Consider the following 19,238-nt stretch of genomic DNA (forward strand, 5'->3'; position numbering starts at 1 on the left):
AAGCGGCGATGAGCAGATGAGTAGCAGTGAGGCTGAGGCGAAGGGCGGGCGCGGCGCCCAACTCAAGCACACCGGCCTGCGCCCCGGCTGGACCACCGGCGCCTGTGCGACCGCCGCCACGACAGCCGCGTACACCGCTCTGCTGACCGGGGACTTCCCCGACCCGGTGACGATCACGCTGCCCAGGGGCCAGACACCGGCGTTCGCGCTGGCCACCGAGGAGCTGACCGGCTCGTACGCCATGGCGGGCATCGTGAAGGACGCGGGCGACGACCCGGACGTCACCCACGGCGCGCTGGTCCGGGCGACCGTACGCCTGCTGCCGGCCGGGTCGGGCGTCGTCTTCCGGGCCGGTCCTGGCGTCGGCACGGTCACCCGGCCGGGGCTGCCGCTGCCGGTCGGCGAACCGGCGGTCAACCCGGTCCCCCGGCAGCTGATGCGCGACCACGTCGGCCGGGTGGCCGCCCTGCACGGGAACGGGGGTGGCCCCGGAGACGGGACCGGAGGCGGGGGCGGAGGCGGGGGCGATGTCGAGATCACCATCTCCATCGACCACGGCGAGGAGATCGCCCGCTCCACCTGGAACCCGCGGCTCGGCATCCTCGGCGGGCTGTCCGTCCTCGGCACCACCGGGATCGTGGTCCCCTACTCCTGCTCGGCGTGGATCGACTCGATCCGGCGGGGCGTGGACGTGGCCCGGGCCGCCGGACACACCCATGTCGCCGGGTGCACCGGCTCGACCTCGGAGAAGACGGTCGTGGCCGCGTACGGGCTGCCCGAGGAAGCCCTGCTCGACATGGGCGACTTCGCGGGGGCGGTACTGAAGTACATACGGCGTCATCCCGTCGAACGGCTCACGATCTGCGGCGGGTTCGCGAAACTGTCGAAGCTGGCGGCCGGTCATCTGGACCTGCACTCCGCCCGTTCCCAGGTCGACAAGGGCCTCCTCGCCGAACTGGCCCGGCGCGGCGGTGCGAGCGACACGCTGGCCGCCGAGGTCGCGGACGCCAACACCGGCCTCGCGGCACTCCAGTTGTGCGCGGCGGCCGGGGTCCCGCTCGGCGACCTGGTGGCGGTGGCCGCGCGCGACGAGGCCCTCGCGGTACTGCGCGGGGCGCCCGTCGCGGTCGACGTGATCTGCATCGACCGGGCGGGGCAGGTGGTGGGGCGCAGCGGCGTGGCCTGAGGATCTGATCATCCGACAGGCCCCGGACTGCAACCACCCGTCCCGGTGAGGCAGTCTTCTTCCTCGTGGCGATCCTGGGGAACCTTCCGAGTCAGAGCGGGTCGAACGGTCCGAACGGTCCTCGTGCCGGTGATCCCGCCGCGCACATGATCGTGTGCGGCGACGACGGGCTCGCGCACCGGCTGGCCCACGAACTCCGCAACGTGTACGGCGAGCAGGTCACGCTCGTCGTCCCGCCCTCGGAGCGGAACGTACGGCCGCCGGTGGTCGTCCGGACCGCCGGAACCGCGTCGGCGCTGCTCGACCGGATGTCCGCGGCCGTCAACCGGGCGGCGGGCAACGGGCCCACCGGCGGGGGTGGTGGGAGTGCGAGTGGTGAACCCGGTCCGCACGAAGGGGTGTTGGAGGCCGTCGAGCTGACCGAGGCTGTGCTCGCCGAGGCCGGTGCGGAGCGGGCCGCGGCCCTTGCGCTCGTGTACGACGACGACGAGACCAACATCCGCGCCGCGCTCACCGCCCGCCGCCTCAATCCACGACTGCAGCTCGTACTCCGGCTCTACAACCGGCGGTTGGGCCAGCACATCGGGGAACTCCTAGACCAGGCCTCGGCGTTGGCGGCAGCGGCCGACAACACCGGTGACGGCGACGGCGACAGCGGCGGCTATCCGGACAGCCGCTCCGACGCGTCCACCACCGTCCTGTCCGACGCCGACACGGCCGCCCCGGCCCTCGCCGCCACCGCGATCACCGGTACCAGCAAGGTCGTTCAGACCGCCGGGCTGCTGCTGCGCGCGGTGGAACGGCTGCCGCCCGCGCCGGGTGAGGTCGCCGACCCGGGCCTGTACACCCTCGCCCTGCTCTCCGCCACGAGCAGCGACCCGGCCGGTGCGGACGGCTCGGAGGGCAGCGGCGCCCAGGGGCCCCAACTGCTCCCCGACGAGGCGGCGGTGGCGGCGGCGACCGGGCGCGGGACGGTCGTGCTCCAGCAGGTGGCGTACGCGTACTCCGGGACGTCGATGTCGGGCGGGCGGGGGTGGGGCGTGGTGCCGCCGTTCGCCTCGCTGTTCTCGCGGCGGCTGCGGTGGTCGCTGGCCGGGATGCTCGGGTGCGTGATCGCCCTCGCCATCGCGCTGACGATCGCGACGGGCGACCATCCCGTCCACGCGACGTACCTGACCCTGCTCGACCTCTTCGCGATCAACGACCCGGCGATCGGGGCCTCGATGCCCCGCCAGATCCTCCAACTCCTGTCCGGGTTGGTCGGGTTGCTGCTGCTGCCGGTGCTGCTGGCCGCCGTGCTGGAGGCGCTCGGTACGTTCCGCAGCGGGTCCGCGGTACGGAAGCCGCCGCGTGGACTGAGCGGGCATGTGGTGCTGCTCGGGCTCGGCAAGATCGGCACCCGCGTGCTGACCCGCCTGCGCGAACTCAACATCCCGGTGGTGTGCGTCGAGGCGGATCCCGACGCGCGCGGACTCGCCACGGCGCGGCGGCTGCGGGTGCCCGTGGTGCTGGGCGATGTGACCCAGGAGGGCGTCCTGGAGGCCGCGAAGATCAACCGCGCGCAGGCTCTCCTCGCCCTCACCAGCGCCGACACGACGAACCTGGAGGCGGTGCTGTACGGGCGTTCCGTACGGCCCGACCTGCGCGTCGTCCTGCGCCTGTACGACGACGACTTCGCCACCGCCGTGTACCGCACCCTGCGGGCGGCACACCCCGGCGCGACCACCCGCAGCCGGAGCGTGTCGCACCTCGCGGCGCCCGCGTTCGCCGGAGCGATGATGGGGCGCCGGACGCAGATCCTGGGCACGATTCCCGTCGAGCGGCGGGTGCTGCTGTTCGCGGCGATGCGGGTGGGCGGGCATGCGCAGTTGGAGGGGCTGACGGTCGGGGAGGCGTTTCGGGCGGGGGCCTGGCGGGTGCTGGCGCTGGATACGGGGGCAGGGGCCGTCGGGGCGGACGGACGGCCGTCGGGGCTGGTGTGGGATCTGCCGGCGACGTATGTACTGCGGGCGGAGGACCGGGTGGTACTGGCCGCCACCCGGCGAGGGCTGGCGGAGCTGCTGGGGAGGCGGCGGGGGGAGCGGGCGGGGGTGTAGCTTTCTCGGCCTGCCGGCGCCTGCCGTGCTTGTCTGTGTAGTCGGGAAGCTTCGCGACCGTGCACTCGGCGGACAGCGTCGGGTCTTCTGCGAATCTGGCGCTCAGACAGACCCGCTCTGCTGATGCCGTCCACCCTCGTCGGCGGGAACTGGCCCGATTACTTGGCCGCGCGACGGACCGCCGCACAGAGCTGGGCAGTTGAGCAGGGCGGTGTTCCGAGTCTGCGCTATTGGGGGATGGTGACCAGGATGCGGCCGTGGCCACCGCCGGCGTCGACGTGGTCGTGGGCTTTGGCGATGTCTTCCAGCGGGTAGCGATCGCCGACTGCGATGGTGAGGGCGCCGACGGCGGCGGCGGAGGTGAGGTCGCGGGCGGCCTGGCGCTTGGCCTCGGCGGGGAAGTCGTCGCTGCCGAGCAGGCGGAGAGTGACGTTGTTGAACAGCAGGGGCCAGAAGGGGATCTCGGTGCGGTCCGTGCGGGTGGCGTAGGCGGCGATGATGGCGCCCTGGGCGGCGACGGCGTTGTCGAGGTCGGCGTTGTCGGACAGCGCGACCTCGATGATCCGGTCGACGCCCCGCGGCGCGTACGAGCGGATGGCCGCGGCGGGGTCGCCTGTGTCCAGGGCGACGGCGTGGGAGACGACGGCCGGGTCGACGCGGTCGAGGTCCGGGGTGCGGCGGACGGTGGCGATCACGGTGGCACCCGCCCAGCGGGCGAGTTGGGCGGCCAGGGAGCCGACACCGCCGAGAACGCCATGGACCAGGACCAGTTGGCCGTCGACCGGGCCGTCGGCGAAGACGGTGCGGTGGGCGGTGATACCGGGGATGCCGAGGCTCGCGCCCAACTCGTCACTGAGGTGGCCCGGCAGGGGTGCGGCCTGGTGGTCGGGTACGACGGTGTATTGGGCGGCTGTGCCGAAGGGGCGGTAGGACTGGGCCCCGTACACCCAGACCCGTTGTCCCACGCGGCGGGCGTCCACTCCGGTGCCCACGGCGTCGATGACTCCGGCGCCGTCGCTCTGCGGGATCACCCGCGGACAGGGCATGGACGAACCGAGCCAGCCGCGCCGCTTCTTGGTGTCGCCGGGGTTGACGCCCGAGACGGTGACGCTGACGCGGACCTCGCCGGGGCCGGGGAGAGGATCAGGGAGTTCGCCGACGTGCAGGACATCGGCGGCGGGGCCCTGGTCGTCGTACCAGGAAGCAAGCATGGAGGTACCTCCGTGGGCGGTCAGTTCGCGGGAGCGGCGGGCGCATGTGGATCGCTGTCGGTGATCGTGGTGTCGAATGCGGGCGGCTTCTCGCCGAGGGTCTCGCGCAGCCAGGTCCGTTCGGCGCGGCTGGTGGCGCGGGCGGTGAGCAGCATGCCCCGCCGGTAGGGGTCGGCGATCTCCTCGGCACGCAGGGGCCGCTCGCTGTCGTAGAAGAAGCTCGCCGGTTCTTCCAGGAAGTCCAACCGTCTGCGCAGCACCGCGTGCTGTTCGGCCACGTCGGGCAGGTGGGAGAGGAAGGCCAGGACGACGTAGAACCGGGTGAAGTCGGTGATCTCGTGGTCGGCGGGCGTGCGCAGGCGCTGAAGCATGTCGGCCCGTCCGGCCGCGGTCATGCTGAGCACGTACCTGGCTGCTCCCGCGGCCGGGTCGGCGCGCCGCTCGATCAAGCCCGCCTTGGTCAGACGGTTGATCGCCGGATACAGGCTGCCGTCGCTGACCGGCCGCGTGTAGCCGGTCAGTTGTGAGATGCGGCGGCGCAGCTCGTGTCCGGGCAGGGGTCCCTCGGCGAGGAAGCCGAGTATCGCGAGTTCCAGCATGAGTCCATCTTCGCACGCATGCATCGAATCGATATGAACATCGATTCGATGTTACGCTCGCAGGTATCCGCCCAAACGTCTCTGGAGAGGCACAGCAAGATGCCATCGCAGTCCACCGAGTCAGTGATGAACCGTTTCGTCGAGTTCATCAACACGGGCAACGAGGATCTCGCCCACGAGGTCATCTCTCCGGACGCGGTGTTCCACGCGCCCAGTCACCCGGAACCACTGCGGGGGCCCGATGGGTACCTGGAAGTCATCGGGATGATGCGCGGCGGCTTCTCGGATGTGGAGTGGACGCTGGAGGAGACGGTCACCGAAGGCGACACCGTGGCCGCGCGGTTCACCATGCGGGGAACCCACGACGGTGAATTCTTCGGGATCCCGGCGAGCGGCAACAAGATCTCGGTGCAGGCCATGAACTTCTACTACCTGGCCGACGGCCGGATCGTCGGCGAACGGGGCCAGCCCGATCTCCTCGGGGTGATGCAGCAGATCGGTGCCGTACCGGCGTCGTGAACCTCGTAGCGCCGGGTGGGCCTTCTGCCGCACGGGGCTGCCGATGCCAAGGGCCCGTACGGCGCGGTGGCAGAGGGCGAAGGCCCGCACCGGAGCGCGGGCGGCCGGCGCGGGTTCACCGCAAGAGGCCGGTCTTCTCCGACTTCGTCAAGGTCGTCGTCGGCACAGAGCCCGACCTGCTCGATGCGTTCAACTCGCCGTCGCCCCCGCCTCGCGGAAAGCAGTTTTCGAGGGTTCCAGGCAAACGGACGGAGACGGGTGGGGCGGGTAGGGCGGGTGGGCAGCACCCGCCCCAGACTCCCCTCACACCCCCAAGTGCCGCTCCACGAACTCCAGTTCCAGCCGGACCTGCTTGATCCGTTCGTCCACCACCAGTGATCCGTGGCCCGCGTCGTACCGGTACACCTCGTGCACCGCGCCCCTCGCCTCCAGCCGCTTCACGTAGTTGTCGATCTGGCGGATCGGGCAGCGCGGGTCGTTCACCCCGGCCGAGATGTACACCGGGGCTCGCACCGCGTCGACGTACGTCAGCGGGGACGACGCCTCGAAGCGTTCCGGGACCTCCTCCGGGGTGCCGCCCAGCAGGGTGCGGTCCATCGCCTTCAGGGCTTCCATCTCGTCGTGGTACGCCGTGACGTAGTCCGCAACCGGCACCGCCGCGAGGCCCAGTGCCCACGCGTCGGGCTGGACGCCGAGGCCGAGCAGCGTGAGGTAGCCGCCCCAGGAACCGCCGGTCAGGATCAGCCGGTCCGGGTCCGCGAGGCCCGAGCTCACCGCCCATTCCCGGACCGCCGCGATGTCCTCCAGCTCGATCAGACCGACCCGGTGCTTGAGGGCGTCCGTCCACTCCCGCCCGTACCCGGTGGATCCCCGGTAGTTGACCCGCACCACCGCGTACCCGTGGTCGACCCAGGCCGCCGGTCCCGCCGCGAACGAGTCGCTGTCGTGCCAGGTGGGCCCACCGTGGATGTCGAAGACCGTCGGGAACGGGCCCTCCACACCCGCCGGCTTCTGCACCAGGGCGTGGATACGGCCCCCCGGCCCCTCCACCCACACGTCCTCCACCGGCACCGAGCCCGGCGACTTCAGCCCGGGCGGGTCCAGGACCACCGCTCCCGTCGTCGAGCGCACCGACGACGGCTGCGCCGACGACGACCACAGGTACTCCACGCTGCCGTCGGGCCTGGCCGTCGCCCCGGAGACCGAACCGGGGGGCGTGGGCACCTTCACCAGCTCGCGCGAGCCCAGGTCGTAGCGGAACAGTTCGCTGCGCGCCTCGAAGCCGTGGGCGATCAGGAGTCCCGAGCCGTCCGGATACCATTCCGCGCTGACATCACCCGGCAGGTCGAGGCCGAGGTCCGTCTCCTCGCCGCTCACCACGTCCCACACCAGCGGCTCCCAGCGGCCCCGGCGCTGATGCCCGACGAGCAGCCGCGTGTCCCCCTCGACGGGCGCGAAGCCCAGCACATCCAGGCCGAGTTCCTGCGCGCCGCCCTTGGTGTCGTCGAGTTCGGCGACCGTCGTACCGTCCGGGCGCAGGACGCGCAGCGCCGAGTGCATCGCGTCGCCGTGCTCCGTGTGCTCGATCGCGATCAGCGACCCGTCGTGCGAGAGGTCGCCGACGCCCGCCGACTCGCGGTGCCGGTAGATCACCACCGGGGGCTCGCCCGCCACCGCCAGGTGGATCGTCGTGCCCTCCTCGTCCGTCGAGCGCCCCACGACCGCCGTACGTCCGTCCCGGCCAAGCGCCAACCCCGCCGGGTACGAGGCATCCAGACCGGGAGTCGCGAACTCGTCCTCGGTCCCGTCCGCGCCGCCCGCGAACGGCTGTCGGCGCCACACGCCGAACTCGTCGCCGTCCTTGTCGTCGAACCACCAGATCCACTCGCCGTCGGGCGACAGCACACCGTCCGTCGTGCCGTTCGGCCTGTTGGTGACCTGTCGCTGGTGACCGGTCGCCCGGTCCCAGGCGTAGATCTCGTACGTGCCGGTCGCGTTGGACACGAACAGCGAACGGTCGGGGGCGTCTTCCGCCCAGTCGGGGAGGGAGACACGCGGGGCTCGGAACCGCTTCTCCCAGTCGGGCATGGCTTCTGCGTAGCTCATGTCTCTATGTAACCCGATCGGCGGTCTGCCGCGGCGCACGATCTAACGCTGAAGCGGTGTCCCGCCGGATCGGTCGCCGCCGGAGTCCGGCAGGGCCGTGTGGACGTCCTTCCTCGACGCGCCCAGCTTCGTCAGCACCCGGGCCACGTGTTTCTCGACGGTGCGCGGGGACAGGAACAGGGTCTCGGCGATGTCCTGGTTGGTGGCGCCGCCGGACAGCAACCCGGCGACCTCCAGTTCCCGGGGCGACAGCTCGCTCCCGTAGCCGCGCCGGCCACGGCGCCCCACCGCCGCCACGCCGAGTTCACGCAGGCGGTGCTGGCAGCGCGCGGCGTCACCGGTCGCACCCAGGTCGGTGTAGCCGCGCACGGCCTCGGCCAGGTGTCCGGCCGCGTCCTCCGGTTCGGCGCACGTCAGGGCGTCGCCCCGGTGTTCGGCGGCCCTGGCCACCTCGTAGGGGCGGCCGATCTCCTGCCACCTCCGCTGCGACTCGGCGAAGTGCTCGGCGGCTTTCACCCGCTCGGTGGTCGCCGTCGGTCCGGTGGCACGGAGCAGCAGCAGTCCCTGGGCCAGTTCCAGTTCGGCCAGGGCAGCCGGCGCGTCCCGGTCGCGGACACCGGACTCGGCCTCCGTCACGAGTTGTTCGGCCGCCGTGCGATGCCCGCAGCCCAGCGCGGCCTCCACCGCGACGGGAAGCAGGCCGAAGGTCCGTGTCCAGGAACCGAGTCCACGCAACGTCGACAACGCCGGTTCGGCGGCCGCCCAGGCCGCCCGCGGGTCGTGCTGGGCGAGCCGGACAGCCGTGAGGGCGGCGGCGATCCCCATGGTGCTGTCCGCCGAGGTGCCTCCGTGCTCCGCGGCGGCGATGAAGTGGTCGAGGGCCCGGGAGTGCCGGCCCTGGGCGAGGGCCCGGTGTCCCTGGTAAAGCAGTCGGTCGACCTCGACCTGTCTCATATCGGGGTGAGCGCGTTCCAGGGCGGCGTACTCGCCGTCCAGGCCGGCCCAGCGGCAGACCAAATGGTCGACGCGCAGCTCCTGGGAGCGGACGAGGCACTCGAACGGCCGACCGTCCACGCCGTCGGCCAGGTCTCTCACCTCGAGCAGCAGGGCGCGGGCCCGCCGGTCGTGGCCGAGCTGGATGGCCGCGAGGGTGAGGTTGTACAGGGCGAAAATGGCCTGTCTCAGCACCACGCCGTCAGCGCCGCGCCGCGGCAGCCGGTCCACCAAGGGCCAGACGGCGGGATCACCGTCCCTGGCCATCAACAGCAGTCGGACGTTCCTGACCACCATCCGGCTCGTCTCGTCGGTACCATCCGCCACGGCCTGCTCGGCCCGGCCGAGCCATGTCCACCCCTGCGTGGCGGCGCCGTCCAGGTCGTGCAGGGCCAGCGCGATCATCGCCTTCACCGCCTTGTGCGGGAGGGTGGCCAGCTCGTCGATGGCGTGTTCGAGCTCGCGGAAGCCGGCAGGGTCGCGGTCGATGTTGAGCATGGTCAGACCGAGTTCCATGCGGATCTCACCCCGGGTGGCCGCAGGCAGCCGCGGATCGGCCAGCACGCCGTGCAGCTCGCGGACGGTCGCCGCGTAGTCGACGCCGAAGTTGACGATACGGGCGAGCGCGAGCGCGGCCCGGGAACGTCGCTCGGTGTCCGCCCCGGACTGCGCCAGGATCTGGTGCAGGAGCGTGCCCGCGGTGCCGGTGTCGCCCAGCGCGACGGCCTGTTCGGCGGCCTGCTCGGTGCGATCGAGCCAGCCCTGCCGGTCGCCGACGGCGAGCGTGTGGTGCGCGATCTGCACCAGCGGCAGCGGGTCGTGCGTCTGGAGTTCGTCGATGGCACGCCGGTGCAGGCGGACCCGGCGCGGCCCGAGGATCTGCCGGTAGGCGACCTGCTGGGCCAGCACGTGGCGGAAGGCGTACCGGCCGGTGCCGGTCTCGCGCAGCACGGCCGCCCGCAGCGCCTCGGTCAGCGCTTCGGTGGCCGTGTCGCCGTCCAGTCCCGCGACCTCGGCGAGCAGCGCCTCGGTGGCGGGCACCGCCAGTACGGCCGCCGCGTCCACCACCGCCGCCCCGGCCTGTGACAGCGATGTCAGACGCTCGGTGACCGCTTCCCGCAGACCGCTGGGCACAGCGGCCCGCTCCAGCTCCCCGACGTCGCGGCGGGCCTGGTCCCGGAGCGTGAGCAGGTCTTCCTCGGCGACCAGCGGCAGGCCCTCACTGCGGCGGTGGAGCACCGCGCACAGCTCGGGCGTGGCCTGTGTGCCGAGCGCGATTCCGGCCAGGTCGGCGATGTCCGTCCCGGTGAGCGGCGACAGCCGGATCACGGTGCCGTCCGCACCGGGCGGAGGCCGGTAGGCCGCGCCCAGGACGGGGGTCCCGGGCGGCAGGTCCTCGGCCCGATAGGTCACCACCAGCGCGAAGTGCTCGGGCAGGTCCCGGGCGAGCAGCAGGAGCAGCTCGCGGGTCGCGTCGTCGGCCCAGTGGAGGTCTTCGACCACCATCACCACGCGCCCGATCGAGGCGAGCACCGTGCGCACGGCCCGGATCAACTGGTGGCGTGTCGCACGCGGGTCACGCGGTTCGGGCGGTGCCGGTGGCAGGCGGTCGGCCAGGTCCGGCAGCAGCGGAGCCAGCGCGCCGGCCGTGGGCGGAAGACCGGTGTCCGGCAGCCACGGAGCGACCTTGCCGAGCGCGTCCACCACCGGCCCGTAGGGCAGGGGCTCGCGCAGCGGGTGGCAGAACCCGGTGACCACCCGCCAGCCCTCCGACCGCAGGATCGCGGTGGCCTCCTTCACCAGCCGGGACTTCCCCATGCCGGCGTCGCCCTCCACCATCACCACAGCTGGTGGCCGCCGAACGGCGTTGAGCAGCCGGTCGAGTTCGTGGCGGCGTCCGACGAACGCGAAGCCCCGTCCGAAGCCCGCAGCACCACACTGGTCAGCCGTCCCGGCCACCCCGTCACCGTCCTTCGCGGACACTGCTGCCGTGCGCCGCTACCCATCTTGGCGGCCGTACATACCCACTCTAAGCGGCCCCCATTGTTCCGTCCCACCGGTACCGGCAGCGTCGGACATGCGCCCCCGGGCAACGTGCGTCCCGGCCGAGGCGCATCCCCGTGCAGGGCGCGTGCCCAGGCAGGGAAGGAAAGATGGGTCGTCCCGAGAAACCGCTGGATCCCGGCGAAGGTCCCGTTCAGCGCTTCGCGAGCGAACTGCGTGCGCTGCGGAGCGACGCCGGCAGCCCCACCTACCGTTCGATGGCGTGCCGTGCCCACTACTCCCCCACCGCGCTGGCCCAGGCCGCCGCGGGCGACCGGCTGCCGTCCCTGGCCGTGGTCGTGGCCTTCGCCCGGGCCTGTGGCGGGAATCCGGACGAATGGCAGCAACGGTGGTCGCAGGCCGCCGAGGAGTCGGCCGCGTTCCGGGACGACGACGTCGCCCTGTCGCCCTACCGGGGGCTGGAGCGGTTCGAGAGTGAGCAGCGGCACCTGTTCTTCGGGCGCGACCGTGTGGTGGACAGCCTGCTCGACCTCATACGCACGAAGCGGTTCGCCGCGCTGTCCGGACCGTCGGGCAGCGGGAAGTCCTCGCTGCTGCGCGCCGGCCTGCTGCCGGTCCTGCGAGATGCCGCGCGGTGCGCCGGACACCCGGTCACCGTCCACCTGATCACGCCGGGACCACGGCCGGCGACCACGTACGAGCAGCTGCTGTCGCCCGGCGCCGACGACCCGGAACGCTGGATCGTCGTCGACGAGTCCCACGAGCTGGGCACGCCGGTGCCGGACCTGGACGAGCGGCTGCGGTTCGTCGAGCTGCTGGTGGCCGCGCGGCGACCGGAATCGCGGCTGAGGGTGGTCCTCAACCTCAGGCCGGACTTCCTGTGGTGGTGCCCGCGTCGGACACCCTGGCTCGACGCACTGACCGACTGCACCGTGCGGATGCCGGGGATGACGTCGGCGGAGCTGCGCGAGGCGATCGTCCGCCCGGCGGCGGCGGCCGGGCTCGCCGTGGAACGTGATCTCACGGCCCGGCTGATCGACGACTTCCTCGGGCAGCCCACCATGCTGCCCATGCTCTCGAACGCGTTACTGCGCGTCTGGTGCCGCCGACGCGGCCGGGTGCTCACCCTGGCCGACTACGAGGAGACGGGCGGGGTGCGGGGCGCCCTCGCCACCACCGCGGAGGAAGTGTTCGACCGGCTGTGCGCCCGGCAGCGGCTCACCGCGCGCAGGGTGCTGCGCCGTTTTGTCGCCCCCGACGAGAACCGCTCCTACGTGCGCCGGCCGGTGCGGCCGTCCGAGCTGCGCGCGTTCGAGGACCGGGAGACGCGGCCGGTGCTGAACACGCTGGTCGGCGCCCGGCTCGTCACACTCGGCGAGAACTCCGCGGAGCTCACCCACGACGCCGTGATCAGCGAGTCTCCCAGGCTGCGTCGGTGGCTGGAGGAGGACCGCGAGCGCCTGCTGCACCACCGGTATCTGACCGAGGCGGCGGGAGCCTGGCAGGAGCTCGGTCACGACGAGTGCGACCTCTATCGCGGCAAGCGCCTCGCCATCGCGGAAAGCCTTTTCCTCAGCTGTCAGGAACCCGACGAGCTGACCGGTCTGGAACGCGAGTTCCTCACCGCTTCCCGCCACGCTCAGGGGCACCGCCACGCCGCGTGACCACAACGCGTAGACGCAGCTGAAGGGGGTGTGACCGCCGTGCGGCGGTCACACCCCCTTCAGATGTGCTAGCTCCGTCCCGCGTAGTGGAACGTCGAGTAGTGGTCGTCGGTCCAGAACAGGTCGCCGGTACCGATCGCCCTGACGATCCGGTTGGCGTCACGCCGGGGAACCACGTCGTCCCGCTGACGGTCGTAGATGGTCGTGTTGTACTCCTGGAAGGTCCCCGTGTACCCGTGGCTGGAGCTGGGGGCCGCCGGGCTGTTCATGAAGTTGATGAGGCCCTGGTCGCGGTCGTAGAACCGGCCGCCGGTGAAGACGAAGTCGGAGTGGGTAACCCCGTTGCTGTCAGTCCAGTGGGCCGCCTCGATCCACTCCCGGTCACCGAGGTTGCGCCAGTTCGGCCATCCCATATTCTCCCAGAAGTCGATGCCCAATTCCATGTTGCTCGGCGGATTCTGGGTGTGCTGGGCACTACCCGAGACCGGCGCCGGCTGCGCGGAGGCGACACCGGGGGCGGCGACACCTATTCCCAGGGCGAGCGTGGAGGCGACGAAGCCCACGGCGAACGCACGCCTGCTCTTGACAACGAGTTTCTTCATGCTGATCGGATTCTCTTTCACTTGCCACTCCGCCGTGTTCGGCGGCTTACGGCAAATCCTCACATCCGAGCAATTGTCCAGCTATCCCCTGCCGATTGGTGTGGACAATCCGCCGCTCGAGCGACGGCCATCCGATTGCCGGCGGCAGGGTGCGGCCTTCCCGCATGACCAGCTGACAGCGCTGACGGCCCTGGCCGACCCCGCGAACCCGGCACCCACCCCCGCCCCGTACCTTGGAAGGCGTGTACCGGTTTCTGCTGACGCCCCGTTGGTGGGGGATCAACGTCTTCGTGCTGCTCGCCATCCCCTTCTGCGTGTTCATGGGGTCGTGGCAGCTGAGCCGGTTCGAGGACCGCGTGCAGGACCACAGGACCGCCACCGAGGAGGTCTCCGCCGAGAAGGGGGAGGCCGCCCGGCCGCTCGCCGAGCTGCTGCCCGTCGACAAGAAGACCTCCGGGGACCGCGTCACCGCCACCGGGCGGTACGGCACGCAGCTCCTCGTCCCCGGCCGCCAACTGGACGACCGCAGCGGCTACTACGTACTGACCCTGCTGCGGACCGACGGCGGCAAGGCGCTGCCCGTCGTACGCGGCTGGCTGCCCGGTACCGCCGACCCCGCGAAGGCCCCCGCCCCGCCCGCCGGTGAGGTCACCGTCACCGGTGCGCTCCAGGCGTCCGAGACGCCGGGGTCCAACGGGGTGAGCGCGGCGGGCGGTCTCCCGGCCGGGCAGACCGGCGCGATCAGCGCGGCCTCGCTGGTGAACCTCGTCCCGTACGACCTGTACGACGCCTGGGTCACCCTCGACAAGGGCGACTCCGGGATGAAGGCCGTACCGGCGACCGCGCCCGCGGACACCGGGCTCGACCTGAAGGCGTTCCAGAACCTCGGCTACACCGGCGAGTGGTTCGTCTTCGCGGGCTTCGTCGTCTTCATGTGGTTCCGGCTGGTGCGCCGCGAGGCGGAGTTCGCGCGGGACGCGGAGCTGGGGCTCACGCCCACACCCGCCGCATCCGACACTCCGGCCGCTCCGGCCGATGAACCCGCGCGGGAAGACGCCCCCGTCTCCTGACCGCCCGGGTTCATACCGCCGGTACCCGGTGTACGCGGTGCGGTCTACCCGGTACTACGTGGTCTCCCCCATGACACCGGTCCTGTACACCGTGCCCGCGCATGCGTTCGACACAGTCGTCGTCACCGTGGGCGAGCCGCCCTCTGCCGTGTAGGACACCGCCACGCTGCCGTCGGCCACGGTGCCGTCCTCCGTGAACATCTGGGTCGAGGTGCCGATGTCGCCGCCACTGGTGCCGGTCGTGGCCGAGTCGGTGCTCTCGCTCGGTGTGGGCGTCGGTGACGACGAGGGGTCGCCCGTGCTGCCGCCGTCGGTAGTGCCGGTCGTCGGGCATGTCTCCGAGGGCACCCACGCGAACTGCACCGTGTACGCCGCACCCGGCGCCAGCACCAGTCCGCTGACCGAGGCCGACGGGTCGGGCAGGCCACTGGCCGCGTCCCCCGCCGTATGGTCGGCGACGCTCACCTTCGACGGGTCCGCCGCCGCCTGCGCGAGCGGCGTCACGGTGCCGTTGCCGCCGACCGTGCAGGCGGCGGCGGAGACGTTGACGACGCGAAACGTGCCGTAGACCGCGCCACTGCCGTCGGGGCTGCCGACCGAACCGGTGGCCGAGCCCAGCTGGGTCCCTTCGCAGGCGGGCGTCGTCGCGGAGCTGGCCGTCGGATTGGCGCCGCCGGTCGTGCCGCTGTTGCCGCTGCCCTTGCCCGGGTCGGCCGCACCGCCGGAGGCACTGCTCGTCGGCTTGTCCTTGACCGTGTCGGAGCCGCCCACGGAGGTGCTCTCGCCGCCGTCCGGGCCCTTGCCGTTGTCCGAGCCCCCCTCGGTCTGCGCGCCGTGGCCCGCGATCAGAGAGGGATCGGGCTGGGGACCGGTGACGTTCGAGACGTGCAGCAGGGCCGGGATGGCCGTGCCGATGAAGAGCGCGGCGGCGGCCATACCGATGGCGGCGTGCCGCTTGCGGGCCCGTCGGGCGGGTACCGCGCGCCGGAGATGGTCCAGCACCGCGTCGGTCGGCTGGATTCCGCCCACCGCCTGGTGCAGCATCGTGCGCAGTGCCAGCTCTTCCGAGCCGAGCCCGTCCAGGCTCTGGTCGTCGGGGCCGTGATTCACAGTTCCGTTCCCTGCGTGCGATTGCTTGTGCTCTTGCTCATGGCGGCCTGGTCCTTGGACTCCGGCTCGCCAACTCCCTTTTGATCGTGCCCCGTTCACAGGAACTCTACCGGCCTGGAACTTATCGGTCCGGAAACCGCCGCTCCCCGGGGCGGCACCCCCGCGCCCTTCGCGCCCGGCATCGGCCGAGCCCGGCTCCTCGTGTCCCGGCCCCTCAGCCGCTTGCCTCTCGGGTCCATGGGCCTGGCCCCGTTCCCGGTCCTCGCCCTGATCCCGGCCTTGATCCCGGCCTTGATCGCCACTCATGCCGGTTCCTCCATGGCGATGCGCAGCGCGGCGATCCCCCGCGAGCCGTACGCCTTCACCGAGCCGAGCGATATGCCCAGCGTCGCGGCGACCTGCGCCTCCGTCATGTCCGAGAAGTAGCGCAGGACGAGGACCTCGCGCTGGCGGCGCTGCAGTCCCTTCATCGCCCTGATGAGGGAGTCGCGCTCCAGCAGGTCGTACGCCCCCTCCTCCGCGCTCGCCATGTCGGGCATCGGCTTGGAGAGGAGCTTCAGGCCGAGGATGCGGCGGCGCAGCGCGGAGCGGGAGAGGTTCACCACCGTCTGGCGCAGATAGGCGAGCGTCTTCTCCGGGTCACGGACGCGCTTGCGCGCCGAGTGCACCCGTATGAACGCCTCCTGGACGACGTCCTCGCAGGACGCGGTGTCGTCGAGGAGGAGGGCGGCGAGGCCGAGGAGTGAGCGGTAGTGCGCGCGGTACGTCTCGGTCAGGTGATCGACCGTCGTCCCCGCCGCCACGCTCTCGTCGGCGCCGTCGCGCTGGTCGGGTATGCGGGTCGGCCGCGCTGCGGGCATCGGCGCGATCACCGGCATGCCGCCGGACGCACCGGGCGCGCGGGGTCGGCGGGGCGGACGCAGGGCTGTGCCGCGCGTCGCCGCTCTGAAGTCCAGTACCTCTGCCACGCATGTTGGACACGCGTACCCCCGTCAGGGTTGTACGCATCCGGCATCACTTTTGCGTCATCCGACACAGCCACCCTCATGCGTCCCGCACTTCCCCTAAGTCCATGGTCACCGCGCGTCCCCCGCATGGTCACGACGTCCCACGCCCCGGAAGGCCGACCGCAAAGACGCTCCCCGTCGTCCGCGCGGTTGCGGAGGGCGGGGAGCAAAATCTTCTTTTCTGTTCGTTCTCGCCGATCTCACCTGGATCCTACAAACGTTTTCTGTCGTAACCGGAGTGATTTCCGACAAGATCAACAGACCGCGACGAACCAGAACAGAGGGTTACCCGCAGGTCAGGGCATGTCGGGGAATGGTCAGGTCGGCGTCAGGGAAACGTCAGGGTGCCGTCAGGCACGCTCGGCCGCCACCAGCTCGGCGATCTGCGCGGTGTTGAGCGCGGCGCCCTTGCGCAGGTTGTCCCCGCACACGAACAGCTCCAGCGCGGTCGGGTCGTCCAGTGACCGCCGGATCCGGCCGACCCAGGTCGGGTCGGTGCCGACGACGTCCACCGGTGTCGGGAACTCGCCGGCCTCCGGGTTGTCGAACAGCACGACCCCGGGCGCGGTGGCGATGATCTCCCGGGCCCCGGCGACGGTGACCTCGCCCTGGAAACGGGCGTGGACGGTCAGCGCGTGCGCGGTGACGACCGGCACGCGTACGCACGTCACGGCCACGGGGAGCTTGGCCAGCCCGAGGATCTTGCGGGTCTCGTCCCGCAGCTGCATCTCGTCCGACGACCAGCCGTCCGCCCGGACCGAACCGGCCCACGGTACGACGTTCAGCGCGACCGGCTCCGGGAACGGCCCCGTCCCCTCACCCACGGCCCGCCGTACGTCTCCGGGGCTGGTCCCCAGTTCCGTACCGGCAACCAGGGACAGCTGCCGTCGCAGGGTGTCCACGCCGGCCCGGCCCGCCCCGCTCACCGCCTGATACGTGGAGACCACCAGCTCGCGCAGGCCGTACTCGGCGTGCAGCGCACCCAGGGCGACGATCATCGACAGGGTCGTGCAGTGCGGGTTGGCGATGATCCCGCGCGGGCGCTGCCGCAGCGCGTGCGCGTTGACCTCGGGGACGACGAGGGGCACGTCCGGGTACATCCGGAAGGCGCCCGAGTTGTCGACGACGACCACGCCCTTGGCGGCGGCGACCGGCGCCCACCGCTCGGCGATGTCGTCGGGCACGACGAACATGGCGACGTCGACGCTGTCGAAGGCCTCCTCCGACAGCGCCACCACCTCGACCTCCTCACCGCGCACGGCCAGCTTGCGACCGGCCGAGCGCGGAGAGGCGACGAGACGGATCTCGCCCCAGACGTCCGCACGCTGGGACAGGATCCGCAGCATGACGGCACCGACGGCACCGGTCGCCCCCACGACGGCGAGCGTGGGCCGCGCGGCCGGCCGGGCTGCGGCTGATCGCGACACGGCCGCCCGAGGACCGACGGATCCGCTCACGGCGGCCCACCGGGGCACGGCGGCCGATCCTGACCCGCCCGACCGAGGACCGACGGTCGACCCGGCTCCGGTCGACCGGGACGCGGCCGGTCCGGACCCGGCCGCCCGAGGACCGGCCGTTCCGCTCACGGTGGCCGACTGGGGCGCGGCAGCCGGTCCGGTCGCGGTCGATCGGGGCGGAGCCATCAGCGGCCGGTGCCTCCGTAGACGACGGCTTCGTCGCTGTCGGAGTCGAGGCCGAAGGCCGAGTGCACGGCGCGGACGGCCCCGGGGACGTCGTCCTCGCGGGTGACCACCGAGATGCGGATCTCGGAGGTCGAGATGAGCTCGATGTTCACACCCGCGTCGGACAGCGCCTGGAAGAAGGACGCGGTGACGCCCGGGTTGGTCTTCATACCCGCGCCGACCAGCGAGATCTTGCCGATCTGGTCGTCGTAGCGCAGCGACTCGAAGCCGATCCCGCCCTTCGCCTTCTCCAGGGCGTCGATGGCCTTGCGGCCCTCGGACTTGGGGAGGGTGAAGGAGATGTCCGTGAGACCGGTCGACGCGGCCGACACGTTCTGCACGATCATGTCGATGTTGATCTCCGCGTCCGCGATCGCGCGGAAGATCACCGCGGCCTCGCCCGGCTTGTCCGGGACGCCGACGACCGTGATCTTGGCCTCGGAGACGTCGTGGGCGACTCCGGAGATGATGGCGTGCTCCACCTGCTGGTCCCCTTGCGACTTGGGATTCTCGTTGCTGACCCAGGTGCCCGGCAGTCCGGAGAAGGACGAGCGAACGTGGATCGGAATGTCATAACGGCGGGCGTACTCCACACACCGGTGGAGCAGCACCTTGGAGCCGGACGCGGCCAGCTCCAGCATGTCCTCGGAGGAGATCCAGTCGATCTTCCGGGCCTTCTTCACCACGCGCGGGTCGGCGGTGAACACACCGTCGACGTCGGTGTAGATCTCGCACACCTCGGCGTCGAGGGCTGCGGCCAGTGCGACGGCGGTGGTGTCCGACCCGCCGCGCCCCAGCGTGGTGATGTCCTTCTTGTCCTGGCTGACGCCCTGGAACCCGGCGACGATGGCGATGTTGCCCTCGTCCAGCGCGGTCCGGATGCGCCCCGGCGTGACATCGATGATCCGGGCTTTGTTGTGGACCGAGTCGGTGATGACGCCTGCCTGGCTGCCGGTGAACGACTGGGCCTCATGGCCCAGGTTCTTGATCGCCATGGCCAGCAGCGCCATGGAGATCCGCTCTCCTGCGGTCAGCAGCATGTCGAACTCACGCCCGGCAGGCATCGGAGACACCTGCTCGGCGAGATCGATCAGCTCGTCCGTCGTGTCGCCCATCGCGGAAACGACGACGACCACTTGGTGGCCGTTCTTCTTCGCTTCCACGATTCGCTTGGCGACACGCTTGATGCCCTCGGCATCGGCTACGGATGAGCCTCCGTACTTCTGCACGACCAGGCCCACGTGCGCTCCTCGCTCAGTCCGTCTGCGGTCGGCTCAGTCTAACGAGCGGCCGAATTCCCCCTTCGGGGTATCGCATGGTGAGATGTCCCGCTCACCGCAGCGATCTTCGGCCGCTCCGGACGGCACATGCCCACCTCGCCGTGGAATA

14 protein-coding genes are annotated in these 19,238 nt (G+C 71.5%); 5 read left to right on the plus strand and 9 right to left on the minus strand.

The window, feature by feature from the left end:
• Positions 1 to 16: 16 nt before the first annotated feature.
• Both G3I56_RS17715 and G3I56_RS17720 read left to right on the plus strand, forming a co-directional pair.
• Positions 17 to 1,186 (plus strand): cobalt-precorrin-5B (C(1))-methyltransferase, encoded by a 1,170-nt coding sequence (locus G3I56_RS17715; RefSeq protein WP_164409958.1) that lies wholly within the window; start codon positions 17 to 19, stop codon positions 1,184 to 1,186.
• Positions 1,187 to 1,332: 146 nt separating this feature from the next.
• Positions 1,333 to 3,282 carry an NAD(P)-binding protein gene (locus G3I56_RS17720; RefSeq protein ID WP_164410246.1) on the plus strand — a complete coding sequence of 650 codons (1,950 nt, stop codon included), beginning with the start codon at positions 1,333 to 1,335 and terminating at the stop codon, positions 3,280 to 3,282.
• 227 nt (positions 3,283 to 3,509) lie between these two features.
• Here G3I56_RS17720 and G3I56_RS17725 read toward each other — a convergent pair whose 3' ends face one another.
• Both G3I56_RS17725 and G3I56_RS17730 read right to left on the minus strand, forming a co-directional pair.
• Positions 3,510 to 4,493 carry an NADPH:quinone reductase gene (locus G3I56_RS17725; protein ID WP_164409959.1) on the minus strand — a complete coding sequence of 328 codons (984 nt, stop codon included), beginning with the start codon at positions 4,491 to 4,493 and terminating at the stop codon, positions 3,510 to 3,512.
• Positions 4,494 to 4,513: 20 nt separating this feature from the next.
• Positions 4,514 to 5,092 (minus strand): PadR family transcriptional regulator, encoded by a 579-nt coding sequence (locus G3I56_RS17730; RefSeq protein WP_164409960.1) that lies wholly within the window; start codon positions 5,090 to 5,092, stop codon positions 4,514 to 4,516.
• Positions 5,093 to 5,218: 126 nt separating this feature from the next.
• Here G3I56_RS17730 and G3I56_RS17735 point away from each other — a divergent pair, with 126 nt between their 5' ends.
• Entirely contained in the window at positions 5,219 to 5,611 is a 393-nt protein-coding gene (locus tag G3I56_RS17735) for an ester cyclase (RefSeq protein WP_239134956.1), read from the plus strand.
• A gap of 303 nt (positions 5,612 to 5,914) precedes the next feature.
• Here G3I56_RS17735 and G3I56_RS17740 read toward each other — a convergent pair whose 3' ends face one another.
• On the minus strand, positions 5,915 to 7,717 hold the full coding sequence (locus G3I56_RS17740; protein WP_164409962.1) for a prolyl oligopeptidase family serine peptidase: 1,803 nt from the start codon (positions 7,715 to 7,717) through the stop codon (positions 5,915 to 5,917).
• Between the two features lie 42 nt (positions 7,718 to 7,759).
• Positions 7,760 to 10,669 carry a LuxR family transcriptional regulator gene (locus tag G3I56_RS45070; protein ID WP_164409963.1) on the minus strand — a complete coding sequence of 970 codons (2,910 nt, stop codon included), beginning with the start codon at positions 10,667 to 10,669 and terminating at the stop codon, positions 7,760 to 7,762.
• Positions 10,670 to 10,863: 194 nt separating this feature from the next.
• On the opposite strand from G3I56_RS45070, the gene G3I56_RS17750 reads away from it, so the two are divergent.
• Complete coding sequence (locus G3I56_RS17750) at positions 10,864 to 12,378, plus strand: helix-turn-helix transcriptional regulator (protein WP_164409964.1); 1,515 nt, start codon at positions 10,864 to 10,866, stop codon at positions 12,376 to 12,378.
• A gap of 68 nt (positions 12,379 to 12,446) precedes the next feature.
• On the opposite strand, the gene G3I56_RS17755 is transcribed toward G3I56_RS17750, so the two are convergent.
• Positions 12,447 to 12,980: a hypothetical protein gene (locus G3I56_RS17755; RefSeq protein ID WP_164409965.1), complete on the minus strand. Its 534-nt coding sequence runs from the start codon at positions 12,978 to 12,980 to the stop codon at positions 12,447 to 12,449.
• Positions 12,981 to 13,222: 242 nt separating this feature from the next.
• Here G3I56_RS17755 and G3I56_RS17760 point away from each other — a divergent pair, with 242 nt between their 5' ends.
• Positions 13,223 to 14,050, plus strand: coding sequence for an SURF1 family protein (locus G3I56_RS17760; RefSeq protein WP_343239978.1), 828 nt, complete (start codon positions 13,223 to 13,225; stop codon positions 14,048 to 14,050).
• A gap of 54 nt (positions 14,051 to 14,104) precedes the next feature.
• Here the strand turns inward: G3I56_RS17760 and G3I56_RS17765 are convergent, their stop codons facing one another.
• The 4 genes from G3I56_RS17765 to G3I56_RS17780 form a co-directional block, all read right to left on the minus strand.
• Positions 14,105 to 15,160: a hypothetical protein gene (locus tag G3I56_RS17765; protein ID WP_164409967.1), complete on the minus strand. Its 1,056-nt coding sequence runs from the start codon at positions 15,158 to 15,160 to the stop codon at positions 14,105 to 14,107.
• A gap of 302 nt (positions 15,161 to 15,462) precedes the next feature.
• The gene (locus G3I56_RS17770) at positions 15,463 to 16,128 is read right to left on the minus strand and encodes a SigE family RNA polymerase sigma factor (protein WP_164409968.1); all 666 of its coding nucleotides are present in this window, start codon (positions 16,126 to 16,128) and stop codon (positions 15,463 to 15,465) included.
• Positions 16,129 to 16,517: 389 nt separating this feature from the next.
• Positions 16,518 to 17,594 (minus strand): aspartate-semialdehyde dehydrogenase, encoded by a 1,077-nt coding sequence (locus tag G3I56_RS17775; RefSeq protein ID WP_343239979.1) that lies wholly within the window; start codon positions 17,592 to 17,594, stop codon positions 16,518 to 16,520.
• 215 nt (positions 17,595 to 17,809) lie between these two features.
• Positions 17,810 to 19,090 carry an aspartate kinase gene (locus G3I56_RS17780; RefSeq protein WP_164409969.1) on the minus strand — a complete coding sequence of 427 codons (1,281 nt, stop codon included), beginning with the start codon at positions 19,088 to 19,090 and terminating at the stop codon, positions 17,810 to 17,812.
• Between the last annotated feature and the right edge of the window lie 148 nt (positions 19,091 to 19,238).

Origin of the sequence: Streptomyces sp. SID12488 (genome assembly GCF_010548275.1) — a bacterium.
Classification (GTDB): domain Bacteria; phylum Actinomycetota; class Actinomycetes; order Streptomycetales; family Streptomycetaceae; genus Streptomyces.